The sequence below is a fragment of the Paenibacillus sp. FSL R10-2788 genome, from assembly GCF_038003885.1.
Classification (GTDB): Bacteria; Bacillota; Bacilli; order Paenibacillales; family Paenibacillaceae; genus Paenibacillus_AQ; species Paenibacillus_AQ odorifer.
Genome location: NZ_JBBOQA010000001.1, coordinates 4,307,550 through 4,319,626, shown reverse-complemented (window position 1 = coordinate 4,319,626; position 12,077 = coordinate 4,307,550). Strand labels below are relative to the sequence as shown.

The window sequence follows — 12,077 nt, the reverse complement described above, 5'->3', positions numbered from 1 at the left end:
ATTGTCGAAGCACGGCGATCCGTAAAGGATGATCATGCTTCTTAACTTGCCATTACGAGATGAACTTATCGCGTGCTCGCCACATAATTATAGAGGGTATCTCTCAACTCGAACTCGTACGTCAAACCATTAACAATCCCCACAACATGATCGTTGTCATACAGATCAAGCATGAATACAGCCATTTCCTTCGCGGTATGATATTTCGGCACAGTCCCATGATATTCGAATTCGGGGACATCGAAAGAAAGCTTCGCGAATTCTGTTTCTGTTGCGGCAGGTGCCAGCACTTTAGCCTGCATAAGTGCACCTTGACTCTTCAACTCATGAGAGAGTCCTTCAGTAAAGGCACTCACATAGAACTTAGTCGCACAGTACGTAATGGCATTTCCCACAATCGTATAGCCGCCACCGGATGAAACGTTGATTAATTGTGTTCCTTCAACATTGGAGTAATCACGAACGAATAGAGAGGAAAGGATCGTCAACGATTCAATGTTCAGATGCAGCATTGCAGAAATTTTATCTAAATCTTGCTTGGCCACTGAAGCGAAATTTCCAAATCCCGCATTGTTGATCCAAGTTTCGATTTCGAACCCTTGTAGATCCTCATAAAGCTTATAAGCATTACTAGAAACGGATAAGTCAGTCACTCGAATAACGACAACTACATCGGGGTAGTTATGATTGATTTCAGATTTTAGCTCCTCCAGTTGCTCCCTTCTGCGGGCTGTAACAATTAAGTTTTTACCGCGAGCCGCAAAGGCTAGAGCGGTTTCATAACCTATACCTGAACTGGCGCCTGTAACTACAGTATATTTCATGTGAATTCCTCCGTTTTTACAAGAATATTTAGTGTTTCAACAACGATGTAATCATAAAGCTTAGAGTTTACTCTAAGTCAAATGTTTTTTATAATTATGGGGACTCTTAAAATCAACATAGATTCGGGGGCTTGTATGTATACGATCAGCGATGTAGCCAAATTACTAGGGATTACCGCATATACACTGAGATATTATGAAAAGGAAAAGATTATTGCTCCGATACGGAATGCGAATGGAGAAAGAATATATGATGACTCCAATCTTGCTTGGCTGCGATTTGTGATGAGGTTGAAACAAACCCAAATGCCGATCTCACAAATTAGAGAATATGCGCAGTTATATTTAGAAGGAGAGCATACGGCCCAAGCCCGCTTGAACCTTCTTGAGAATCATAGTAACTCTATACAGAGCCAAATCAGAAACTTAACAGCCACAGAGAAGATGTTGAAAGACAAAATTGCAGCCTACAAAAATTCCCTTACGAAAGAGACAGGCATTCACTAAGCAGGCAACATAAAAGTATGCTAATGATTAAGATAATTGAGAGTTCAAAGAAAGGGCCCTCACGATTCATTGATAGACGCTAGTTCCGCACGTATGTTTGCGGAACTAGCGTCTTTTGCTTTTGGGCTAGACTCCGGCAAAATAGCCGTATGCCTAGCTATTCGCATCCTCGTCTCATTCGGCAATACCTTATTGACAGCGCTAGATGTATTCGTTATTGTGTTTAGAAACATGATTCAATTGAGAATGATTATCTCTTGAGAATTTAAAGGGAGTTTGCGAATCAGCTATGGACGTTCTGAAACTTATACAAATATGGAACCAGGTGATTATGAGTGTGCTGGACGTAAGGCTAAAGCAGGCCGGAACCGAGAACGATTTGAATCAATACCGTTTGCCAGCAAGCGCATTTATATTCGCTTTCCAAGGACAAGGCGAGTTGTGGGTTGATGATGAGGTGTGGCTGTGCGATCGTTTTCATGTACTGAACGCCGGGAAAGGCTCTTTGGTGACGGTTCGGAGCCGAGAAGCGCTGAATGTATATATCGTACTCTACAAAGCGTCTCTCCCCGCTTCGGCCTCGCGCGAATTTCATATGATGATGGAGGAATCCGACCCGTTTCTGGAAAGCTGGGGGTTCCCGCCTGGCGAACCGCTGGCCATGCTCGAGCTGCTTCAAACGATACGCGACGGTTGGCTTAATTCTGACGACGGATTGACCCGGCTGTCGGCCAAGGGAGACTTTATCCGCTTCGTTCACGCTGTCCTGAGGGAGCGTCTGTTCGGAGCCGGTGAGCCATCTTTATCGGAGCAAGTTATTCGGCATTTGTCCAGGAATTACCGCCAGCCGATCTCGTTTGAGGAGCTTGCTCGGCAATTGAATTACAGCCAACAATACATTTCGCGAAAATTTAAAGAACAGACGGGGCTCAGTCCGCTGGACTACGTCATTCGTTTCCGAATGGAAGATGCGAAGGCTCTGCTGGCCGGCACGATAGCAACGCAACAGGAAATAGCATCACATGTCGGTTATCCGGACCTCATTTATTTCAGCCGCATGTTCAAAAAGTATGCCGGCATGACGCCAGGCCAATATCGTAAACGATACGGCCAGTTCGTTTCAGATTATGCAAGGAATATGTCACAATCGTCCGTTGTTCTAAGCCGGTCATTAAGCTATCCTTTTTATGTGAGTGATATTGATTATCAATTTCAACAGGATGGGGCGAATAAAATGACTAGAGCAACCAGAAGTTTTTATGCAGTGATGCTGTTATGTTTGACCGTGATGTTAACAGCTTGTGGTGGGGCGGTGAACAACGGAGGCGCAACGAACAGCCAGGTTGCCGTCAGCGCTTCTCCAACCATGGTCACCCAAGAGTCAGAGGTTTTGACATCTTCGGAGATCAAGGTAGTTAAGACTGCTTTCGGCGATGTCGAGGTTCCTGCACATCCTCAGCGCGTAGCGGCAATTTCTTATCTCGGCACCGTACTTGCGCTGGAAGTCCAGCCGATCGCAGCCGAATCGTTCTTGATGTCGAGTCCTTATCTTGAGGGAATGCTGGACGTCGTGACGGATGTTGGTGACTCATTAGAGAAGCTGCTGGAGCTCAATCCGGATTTAATCATAACGCATAATCCACAGCCTGAGGTAGTCGATAAATATCAGATGATCGCACCTACGGTATCTGTTCCTTACAATCAGTTTGCATCCATTCAGGAGGAAATGATGTATTTCGGCGACTTGCTGGATAAACGCGAGGAAGCGGAGAAATGGAACGAACAATTCGAGAAGGACATTGCAGACATTCGGGAGAAAGTCCAACAAGCCGTTCCCGAAGGAGAGACGCTTTCAATTATGCAAGAGTACGATGGAAACGTGAGCCTTTTTGGTCCGAAGTCGGGACGAGGCGGCCGGCTAATGTATGAAATAATGGGGCTGAAACCGCCGACGACGGTTCCAGAATTTATGCTGAAAGAATCCTATTATGAATTTTCGCTGGAGAAACTTTCGGAGTACATGGGTGATTATTTGATTCTGACGACAGAAGCCAGCTTGGAATCGCTGCAGGCTGATCCGATCTGGGGGACGCTCGAGCCGATTCGCAACAATCGGGTATTTTTATGGACGGAGAACCAATCCTGGTACCGCGACCCAATCGCCGTGAAAAGACAAATCAACGAATTGACCGACTGGATCATCGAGGCAGCGAGTCGGTAACTGCCCAAAGTATGGATTGATCGAACAACGGTAAGTTAAAATCAGAACTTGCCGTTACAGCCAGCGCGCTGATCCGTACCATTAGTGACGACAGGAAATTTTTGAGCGGAAAGTTGGAGAGTGCTGTAATAAGGATGTGGAATAGTTCGACAGAGGGTGTCCCAAACGTCATAAATTGACGTAGGGATACCCTCCTTTTTTAATGAGTGAGCGAAGCGAGAAGGAGGGAAGGAGCTAGAGATTGTGCTGAACGGTCAAGATTATATCTCTTTCTATGCGAAGGTTATTTCCAAAATTCAGGTGAAAAGTAGGTAGACTCAGGACAAGCGATCACTATAATGGAAATATGAGACATTCATAGAGCCGATCAATAGGATATAAATAGAATCCGGCTGAGTAAAAAAAGCGATTAGAGGAGGCCATCTCGTGGGAAGATCATTCGCAAATTTGCATATCAAGTCGAACAACCTTGAGAAGACTGTCGAAGCATTAAGAGAGCTAAGCGAAGGGCATGCCAAAGTATTAGGCAAGTCCAATCATGAGGCTACAGAGAGCAAAGTTGTCATGTACGTAAGCAAAAGCAACGAGAACTGGATCAGCGTGCTCCACGATTACTTTGTATGGGGTACGGTGAAGGAGGCCGGCAAAACGTTGTCCCAGCTTATCGGGGAGCCAGTGATGACCGCCGGATATATGAATGAGGAAATATTCGAGTTGTCGTTGTTCGAGAATGGAGACATTCAAGCCGAAAAGATCTTTTGTGAACAGTGGACGAGGGATGAATATGAACAACTCCGGGAAGAGCGTCTCAATGATGACTACCTGCGAAAAGCGTTGGATATCCGTAATGAGGATTTTGACGGCTTCATTGACATAACGAGTCCGGGACAAGCCGTAGATAAGCTGTCAGAACTCGTAAGTATGTCTTTATGGAGTGATTGGGAGTGGATCCCGTACGAAGAAACTCTCAGAAAACGATTTGTGAAATATGAATTTTGAAAATACACGAGCAAATGGCTAAGGACAGCTGAGATGACATTTTAGTACATGGCGGTGAGCGAAAAGAAATGGATAGATTAAAGAACAGCGGATTTTATAAGCTTAGATTCTTCATAAGGCCGGAAGAGTTTGAAAGCGTTTTGAAGCTTTTTGAACATAAGCAAGCGCAATTTCATCTAACCAATTATGCCCAGACAGAGCATGATCTGAATCAGGTGTATGAGGCGTATAAGACCTTTTATCATTATTTTACGGCAGAAGAAAAAAGGAATGAGGGTCTCCCTTTCTTTGTTTATTCTATTTCTGTTGCGTCTGATAATGGAAGCTCTGGATTTTTCGCGAGAAATGAAGGTGTCTATTTTCCATATTACGGACAATGGGCAGAGGATGAACTGCCGTGTATCTTGCTATCATTTCCTAAAGGCTTTCAAATAGATTTGGAAGATGAAAAAGGGAAGTATTATATCTATGAGGATATTCGGGACCATAAGCCATTAACATATACGTTTTTCGATGAAATAACGGGTACTATTAAAAAAATGACAAGGCCGCTTCGCTTCTCGGCGCATGATGCAGATGCTATGAAGGAGCAAAAGCCTTCTGTGCGTATAAGCCATGGTGCGATGCAAGATTTGAGCAAATCGTGGATTTTCAATAAATATGGGCTTGTGATGGGTGGAAAATAGTTCAGGGCAAATGACACCGAAGCACTGGCCAAGCTGGAGAATTCAAAAATTGGGGATTGATATGTTGCACTCTCTAAAATTTCAGTATTATCTTGGATAAAAAAGCTCCTCAACCTGCAATATTTTAAAGAATTCTCTTATTTGGAAGAGTTGCATGTTGGGGGCAGCAGGAGGAGTATTTATGTACATCGTATCTCGGCCAAAACCGCTGTCTGATGACCAAAACCAAGCACTTGCGAAGGAAGATGCCGCTGTTTATCCACCGGGCTACCTCCGGTTTTTGCGGCGATTCGGCGAAGGAACTTACAGAGGGTGGTTGAATGTTCAGCTTCCGGATGCGGAGGTGCTCAAACCTTTTGCAGAGTACGGATTATGGGAGCATGACGAAAACAGCCCCATTACTGAGCAACAGATCGGGGAGTGTATCGTTATAGGTACAACGGTTGACGGTGATTTTCTGGCAGTGTATCCACAGACAGCTGGGCTGCTCTGGCTACCTCGGCATGCGGAGCACGTGAAGGCGATTTTCCTGCAGGTACCGGAGCAGGAAGACGAGGGGATGTACGCTTTGGTGCTGGACGAAATATATCGTCAGGTGTATGGAATCATTCAAGGGGAGAACGTCTATTATGAACCGTGGACGGGCACTCGCAGCCATCGCTTTTTGCGTTTGCCACAAGGGCAGGACCAGCTTACGCTACCCGAACTGGCTGGATTGTGCCAACATGAATTTCCGCCGGATTTGTTTAATGAGAATGCCTATGCTTGTTTCCTGTTCTACCGGCAGCTGGGAGGCTATGTACGATTGAATTATGCCTACCAGCAAGAGGTGGCCGTCTTCTATGAACAGGATACGGGGCAGGCGTTTGCCGATATGGAGCAGTGGCTCTTGTCGAAAGGCTGCGAAGCGATTTCAGAAAATAACAGCTGATCTGGGTGCTCCTTACGTATGGGAGAGGGAGGTAGGCATGAAACTAGTTTTTACTTTGGATACACATGGAACGTGTGTGGGTCAATTTGTCAGAGTCAGTTGCTAAATATAATAAGCATGCAGATAAGAAAACCCAAAATCAACTACTGGACCTAGTGAAAAAATGGATGCTCGAAAATAATTGGCTAAATGGAAAGTTAAATCAAGCACGGAAACTACTTTCGCAAGACATGGGTCTTTATGAAGTCAGCCAGAAATTGCAGATGCCATTAGAAGAGATTGAGTATATCCTTCTCCGTATGAATGACTATGAGCCAACTGATATTCATCCTGATAACCTTGTAGTAGAAAAAGCGCCGCCATATCATTTGTAGAAGGCTGGAGCTAATAGAAGACATCCTGCCTGAGCGGATCCACTAACGGAAAGGAGGAAGCCGATGCAAGAAATAGAGACGCTGGCGATAGAGATCGCCGATGCTGCTAGAACGTCTTTTCGCACTCTTTTTGAAAATGGCGAACGTTACTATTACTGTACTCTATACACTACTGGCGAGGGACATGCGCCAAGTATCTCCGCCTGGTCGTGGGAAGCTTTGGAGATGGAAGCAGCCAGGCAAGGAGTCGAAAGTGACACACCGGCATCGACGATTGCGGAACTTATCAAATGGTCTTATGCGGATTCGCCCTATTGTTGTTTCGGCGATGAGAACTTCGATAACGTTAAACAACGATTTACCGAGCGTCCTTTCATTGCGGATCTTGAGAATGACGAAGGGAATCGTGAGTTTGATTTGAGGCTGAAGGCCATGGAGCTGGCGATGAAAATGCTCGATGATGAAGGTGTGTTTGCCTTGAATCAACTGCGAGAGTCAGTATGCGTCCTTGTCGAAGTCATGCCGCCGGATGAGATCAATACTGAGATCGCCCTCCGTTTGAATCGGGCAGAATCTTCGGCTATGCAAGTATGGTTGGCGGAAGCGGCGGAGTAGAAGCCTCCGCTTTCGGGAACCGTCTACTATATTCGGATTTAATAAAATGGTCGAGATTAAGCAGGGCGTAAGCCTTGGGGCATGTGAGGAAATAATGGAAATTTCAAAATGAAGGGAAAATAATGTATGAGCAATCTTTTCCGATTCATTCCTATTAGCCAGCTAGCAGATAAATTTCCCGAAGGATCTTGGTGGGCGAAGTTTTACCAAGATTTTAGTGACGAGCAACTTGCCGCTTACTATGAAGGGGATTTGACGCTGCCTTCTCTTAATCTAGATTGGGAGCAACCTTTCCCGCAACAAAAAGAGGTAATCATCATTTTTATAGAAGGAAATTTTACTGTAGACAATCTTTATAATAAAGAAACTGATGGCGCCATAGGGCTTTTGGTGACCGGTAATTTGAGTGCAAAAAATATAGCTGTAGGAGGTCAGGAAATTTATGTTTCGGGCAACCTGATGATTGAGGAAATATTATGCGGCTCCTACAATCATGGGGAAACGATTGTTAAAGGTGATCTCAGCGCTGCGGTTTTAGTTCAGGATGACGAGTACAGTTTCAAAGTGGACGGCCATAAATCGATCGCCTGCTTAGTAAATGTGTGGGAGGGGGACGGCGTATTTCAGGAGCTTCCGGTGGACATTCATGAGGTGTTGATTGATGAAGTTTTTTTGGATATGGATGAGGATGAGGAGGACTTTTCCTTTGCCACACTGGTGAACGTAATTAAAGAAGGCCGTTCTGCTCTAAAAAAAATAAATGAATCCCCCACTAGCAAGAACGCAGTTCATTTATATTTCACCCATAACACGATCAATGAAGAAAATATATTGAAGTTGACGCAGTGTATTTTAATGCCAAGTGACAAGCCTTCTTTTAATTTTCGCGAGCAAGACGTTTTTTTCAAAGTTCAACTGGAGCATATTGATGCTGACGGGGATGAGCGGGATCTTAGCGTTTATATGAATGATAACCGGCATCACTATTATATTTGGCTGGAGCAAGATCATTCTGTCGGTTTGTTGAAGAGAACCATAGAAGAAGGGTCTGAGTGGGAGGACATTACAGAAGAGTCTCAGGAACAACTAGCAGAGATTAGCGATTGCTGGACGATGTTGCTGACCTGCATTAATATGGCTGAGCTTTATTTACCAAACATTGAGGTACAGTATGTGCAAGACATTTTGCAACACACTTTAATTCAGGAATTATATTCGGAAGTGGAGGAGAATGGCGGGTTCTGGGACGGCTCCAAATGTTACAGCTTCCGTCAAACGCATACGGACGAGGACGGAGACCTCCTACATGGTCGGATTGAAATCAGGACTCCAGATGAAGCGTATTATTTTTATACACTGGACAATGGAACTTATGTTTCCCGGCATTATCAGCCGCCCGATCAATATGGTAAGCAGGACATGCCCTATTTGGATCTTAGGCGCTGGGAAGCATCAGAGCGGTATTTTACAAGATTCAAACAATTTATTACTGAGAAGATAGAGTCAGGTGTGAATAGTTAGATCTTGATATGCTTTAGAGGAAAGGATGATAGAAATGCCAAATGATAGCCAAGCTGGTCCTTCAGCTGGTTCTGTTAGAGAAGTTGGTAGTTATCCTATCAACCTGACAGGTCCACGTAGTCATACTCTTGTCCTTAGGCCCGGTGTGGGCAGTCTATCCATGGGTCCGTCGCAATTGGGGAAAAAGGTTGACCTTCATGTCGCGTCTGATGCGCCTATCGATTGGACCGTATTCGATGTCTTTGCCACACCGGCCGGCTCTCCCTGGCCGCGATTTCTGCATTATACAGGCAGTGATTTAGGCTTCTTTGACTGGGCACAGAAGCGTCCCATTGAAGAGATGACATGGACTCCGATCCTGTCTGCAGACACGGTGGTGGACGCCAGTCAGTCCAATTTGCATGGCTTGCATGTCGAGTCGGAACCATCCGGGAGGTCCCTTAGCCTAATACTTCCGAAGCAGCCTTTCCGCCTAAGTGTGACTGGCGATCTATCACGCTTCTCGGCCACAGGTGATATGCCATCTTCTCTTACACTAGCACCGCGCACCGGCCGACGTAAGAATGATTCCCCTTTTTTGCTGCCCGATATGGGGGAGCTGCACCAGGTAACGAGCTTGACGCTACATAACGCACCGCTGGGACAGCCCATCTCGCTAGAGTGTCTAAACCGGTACCCAAACCTTAAATCACTGAGTTTGTGGGGAAACTTCTGCGATTTGAATCTATTGGCTCATCATACCGAGTTAACGAATCTGGAGCTGCGCTTCATGCCTGATCTGGAGGATTTGCCGACCTTGAACGCGTGGCCGTTGCTTGACAGATTTATCGCCTACAATGTGGAAGAGAGCGCTGGCAAGCATCTAAAAAAGCAAATGAAAACTCGCGCTGAAACCCGTCCTTGGACCGACCATGCTTCAGTGAGCCAATTACGAAAGCCAGAGTGGTGGACGACCGAGTTTGGCCGCCCATTCTCCTCCTGGACTAAACGTCTAGCCAAGCTGGCTAATGAAGCTTACAACGTTGCACAGGTAACCTTGTCCGAGGCCCATAGCTTTGCTGAAGCAGAGGCCGCCATTACCGCTTTCACCGTGCGCTTCAACAATCTTAAGGGCATCGAAACCACCGAACGAGAAGATCTTGGTGAAGCGGTATGGCAACTTAGCCAGTCTGACCACTTGATTGGCCAGCCTATCACAGAGGAGATGGCTCAACACTGGTTCGATGCAGCGCGCGATTACTAAATGAATTGAATGTCACACCCCTAGAATAGAAATCGGATTGACCCAGGGGTTTATCCAATGTCTATTCTAAGGGGTGCACTTTACTATACTGGCGGGGTTTTGTTATACGATCATCCCCATTTCTCGGAGTCTATCTTTAATTTTCTTTAAACGAGCTTCTTTTTCGCTGTCTTCAGTTAATACCTCTACAGATGTTTCGTTATACTTCTTAATGATCCTCTTTAAAGTTAATTCTTTCATCTCCTTTTTACTGTGGATGGTAACAGGAGGGACAGTTGTATAGTTTTCTATGGTCTTGGGATCTGCAGAAATTCGTTCTAGTAAACTAAGTAGAAGCACCAGTCTTTGCTGGCCCAACCTCGGAACTTGGTATAGTTTTTTCCATGTGGAATTTAATAGATGATCAAGGTCTGTATATCCCTTTGAGTATAAAGCGTTTATGAGGCCTGTTAAATTTGGCCCCCGTTCTTCTGCATGAGCCACAGCAACAATACAAGCAATATTCTTAGAATAAAGATGCGCCGGAAGTGGAAAAAAATGTATTAATGCCGCATTTCCGTCGATGATGTCAATCATGATGATATACCTCCATTAAAATATGTGTTCACTATACATGTTTAGTATTCTGGCAAGATTATGAGTCAGTAGGGTGAATTTCTCTGACTTGGTACAATAGATTAATACACTCTGCATTATTAAACCCCAAGCTACTGATCATTTTCTGAACACCAGCAAAACCCATTACATAAGCTCTTAGAATATGTAGCAGATATGATTCGTTGCGCTTCATAATCATTGCTAAGTAATGATATGATATAGGCATCAATTTTGTGGGGTGCACTGATATGGATTTCCGAATCAAAGAACTAGTTAATGCTACACAGCAAACCTATGGATTGGACAACTACTACTTACATACAAATGAAATTTATCGCGAAGTTACGATGCTGGGAGAAACCGACTATTTGCTTAGTATGGAATGGTTTCCTTCTCACATTAAGGAATGGAAGGAGGATTATAATCCGGAAGGAACTGCAGTCATTACGCTTGACTTACTATCCCGCAACTATAAAAGTGTTATTTTTGTTGGAGGGAAATCTTATGCAAATCGAACACCATTCCAAAACATTGAAATAAACGGCGTTATTCAGTGGATGGAAGCTGAAGTAGGGCTTGAATATGGTAAACAATTCTACCTATTGAAGGAAGAAAGAGGAGAATATCATTTTGCCGAATGTATAGACGGTATCCCCATCTCCCCCGGCGGGCGAATGGAGTTACGCTTCGATGCGGAAGGTAGGATTATTTTTTATAGTGTATATGGCCAGTTTCCTTCTAGCTCCCTTGTGCACAAAGAGCATTATTCTCTCACGCTTCAAGCGGTAGAGCCACTGGCGAAAAAACAACTACAGCTTATCGAATATCCAGTGTACGAGATGAAGCATCTCCTGCCGATCTATGGGATAGAAGAAATCTACATTACAAATGATGGAACAACCACATTCCATTTGAGATGATATCAGGTACGAGAGCACGACTGAATATTGATCAAGTAATACATTGGGAGCAAGTGGACACGGAACAGTTCGCAAGGACGGAGATCCGTCTGCAAGAAGTAGTTACAATCGAACAGGCAGTAGCACGTGAGCCGCATCCAGATTCATTTTCAATCACAGACGTAGAACAAGCCCAATGTATAGCCGCAGTCGAAGCTGGTTTAAGCCAGCTCTATCCGGATGAATCCGGACAATGGATACTGAAGACTTTACATCGGGAAAGAGGACATATTCAAGCGACATTGAGGAGGAATGCGCCAAGTAATCGTATTTTTCAGCGTAAGATCCTCCTGTTTATCGATACGAAAAATTATAAGGTTATAAATTATATGGATAACAAGTTAATGCTCGATACGTTTGATGAGTTCCAGAGCGAAGGGGAAATTGCTGTGAGCCATGACGAAGCTTATGACAAGCTCAGGGGATGGTTCGAATTAACACCCGTCTATGTGTATAATCCTGGGCAGACGAAGTATGTGCTGTGCGGGAAGCTGGATTGTGATTATGCCGTGAAGGCTACTAGCGGAGATGTGGTAGAGTTGGGTAGCTTGGAATGATAGTGAAACCAGATTGATTTAGTCAAAAAGATAACATCCGAAA

13 protein-coding genes are annotated in these 12,077 nt (G+C 44.7%); 11 read left to right on the top strand and 2 right to left on the bottom strand.

The genetic code is table 11. The features are described 5' to 3' along the window. Positions 1-65 precede the first annotated feature (65 nt). Entirely contained in the window at positions 66-824 is a 759-nt protein-coding gene (locus NSQ50_RS19165; protein WP_076100281.1) for an SDR family NAD(P)-dependent oxidoreductase, read from the bottom strand. A 135-nt stretch (positions 825-959) separates the two neighbouring features. Between NSQ50_RS19165 and NSQ50_RS19160 the strand changes: the two genes are divergently transcribed. The 9 genes from NSQ50_RS19160 (at position 960) to NSQ50_RS19120 (ending at position 9,921) form a co-directional block, all read left to right on the top strand. After that, the gene (locus NSQ50_RS19160) at positions 960-1,331 is read left to right on the top strand and encodes a MerR family transcriptional regulator (protein WP_038572105.1); all 372 of its coding nucleotides are present in this window, start codon (positions 960-962) and stop codon (positions 1,329-1,331) included. 289 nt (positions 1,332-1,620) lie between these two features. Continuing rightward, complete coding sequence (locus tag NSQ50_RS19155; protein ID WP_076223139.1) at positions 1,621-3,552, top strand: AraC family transcriptional regulator; 1,932 nt, start codon at positions 1,621-1,623, stop codon at positions 3,550-3,552. Positions 3,553-3,978: 426 nt separating this feature from the next. Next, complete coding sequence (locus NSQ50_RS19150; protein WP_076223142.1) at positions 3,979-4,551, top strand: hypothetical protein; 573 nt, start codon at positions 3,979-3,981, stop codon at positions 4,549-4,551. A gap of 68 nt (positions 4,552-4,619) precedes the next feature. Further along, a complete protein-coding gene (locus tag NSQ50_RS19145; protein ID WP_076223143.1) occupies positions 4,620-5,237 on the top strand; it encodes a hypothetical protein in 618 nt (205 codons plus the stop codon). 181 nt (positions 5,238-5,418) lie between these two features. Next, positions 5,419-6,168, top strand: coding sequence for a hypothetical protein (locus NSQ50_RS19140; RefSeq protein WP_076143776.1), 750 nt, complete (start codon positions 5,419-5,421; stop codon positions 6,166-6,168). A 65-nt stretch (positions 6,169-6,233) separates the two neighbouring features. Continuing rightward, positions 6,234-6,542, top strand: coding sequence for a hypothetical protein (locus tag NSQ50_RS19135; RefSeq protein WP_256717308.1), 309 nt, complete (start codon positions 6,234-6,236; stop codon positions 6,540-6,542). A gap of 63 nt (positions 6,543-6,605) precedes the next feature. After that, on the top strand, positions 6,606-7,157 hold the full coding sequence (locus tag NSQ50_RS19130) for a DUF4303 domain-containing protein (RefSeq protein WP_038572095.1): 552 nt from the start codon (positions 6,606-6,608) through the stop codon (positions 7,155-7,157). Positions 7,158-7,283: 126 nt separating this feature from the next. Beyond that, positions 7,284-8,678 (top strand): hypothetical protein, encoded by a 1,395-nt coding sequence (locus tag NSQ50_RS19125; RefSeq protein ID WP_076223146.1) that lies wholly within the window; start codon positions 7,284-7,286, stop codon positions 8,676-8,678. 34 nt (positions 8,679-8,712) lie between these two features. Continuing rightward, complete coding sequence (locus NSQ50_RS19120; protein WP_076223204.1) at positions 8,713-9,921, top strand: hypothetical protein; 1,209 nt, start codon at positions 8,713-8,715, stop codon at positions 9,919-9,921. A gap of 102 nt (positions 9,922-10,023) precedes the next feature. On the opposite strand, the gene NSQ50_RS19115 is transcribed toward NSQ50_RS19120, so the two are convergent. Further along, positions 10,024-10,497, bottom strand: coding sequence for a hypothetical protein (locus NSQ50_RS19115; RefSeq protein WP_076223148.1), 474 nt, complete (start codon positions 10,495-10,497; stop codon positions 10,024-10,026). A 269-nt stretch (positions 10,498-10,766) separates the two neighbouring features. Between NSQ50_RS19115 and NSQ50_RS19110 the strand changes: the two genes are divergently transcribed. Continuing rightward, on the top strand, positions 10,767-11,438 hold the full coding sequence (locus NSQ50_RS19110; protein WP_256717020.1) for a hypothetical protein: 672 nt from the start codon (positions 10,767-10,769) through the stop codon (positions 11,436-11,438). After that, a complete protein-coding gene (locus NSQ50_RS19105) occupies positions 11,435-12,034 on the top strand; it encodes a hypothetical protein (RefSeq protein WP_340949671.1) in 600 nt (199 codons plus the stop codon). The genes NSQ50_RS19110 and NSQ50_RS19105 overlap by 4 nt, the downstream gene beginning before the upstream one ends. Positions 12,035-12,077: the final 43 nt, after the last annotated feature.

What these genes read in the sequence shown, in the direction of transcription:
- NSQ50_RS19165 (WP_076100281.1), bottom strand. Translation starts at nt 824, where the DNA reads ATGAAATATACTGTAGTTACAGGCGCCAGTTCAGGTATAGGTTATGAA.
- NSQ50_RS19160 (WP_038572105.1), top strand. Translation starts at nt 960, where the DNA reads ATGTATACGATCAGCGATGTAGCCAAATTACTAGGGATTACCGCATAT.
- NSQ50_RS19155 (WP_076223139.1), top strand. Translation starts at nt 1,621, where the DNA reads ATGGACGTTCTGAAACTTATACAAATATGGAACCAGGTGATTATGAGT.
- NSQ50_RS19145 (WP_076223143.1), top strand. Translation starts at nt 4,620, where the DNA reads ATGGATAGATTAAAGAACAGCGGATTTTATAAGCTTAGATTCTTCATA.
- NSQ50_RS19140 (WP_076143776.1), top strand. Translation starts at nt 5,419, where the DNA reads ATGTACATCGTATCTCGGCCAAAACCGCTGTCTGATGACCAAAACCAA.
- NSQ50_RS19135 (WP_256717308.1), top strand. Translation starts at nt 6,234, where the DNA reads ATGGAACGTGTGTGGGTCAATTTGTCAGAGTCAGTTGCTAAATATAAT.
- NSQ50_RS19130 (WP_038572095.1), top strand. Translation starts at nt 6,606, where the DNA reads ATGCAAGAAATAGAGACGCTGGCGATAGAGATCGCCGATGCTGCTAGA.
- NSQ50_RS19125 (WP_076223146.1), top strand. Translation starts at nt 7,284, where the DNA reads ATGAGCAATCTTTTCCGATTCATTCCTATTAGCCAGCTAGCAGATAAA.
- NSQ50_RS19120 (WP_076223204.1), top strand. Translation starts at nt 8,713, where the DNA reads ATGCCAAATGATAGCCAAGCTGGTCCTTCAGCTGGTTCTGTTAGAGAA.
- NSQ50_RS19115 (WP_076223148.1), bottom strand. Translation starts at nt 10,497, where the DNA reads ATGATTGACATCATCGACGGAAATGCGGCATTAATACATTTTTTTCCA.
- NSQ50_RS19110 (WP_256717020.1), top strand. Translation starts at nt 10,767, where the DNA reads ATGGATTTCCGAATCAAAGAACTAGTTAATGCTACACAGCAAACCTAT.
- NSQ50_RS19105 (WP_340949671.1), top strand. Translation starts at nt 11,435, where the DNA reads ATGATATCAGGTACGAGAGCACGACTGAATATTGATCAAGTAATACAT.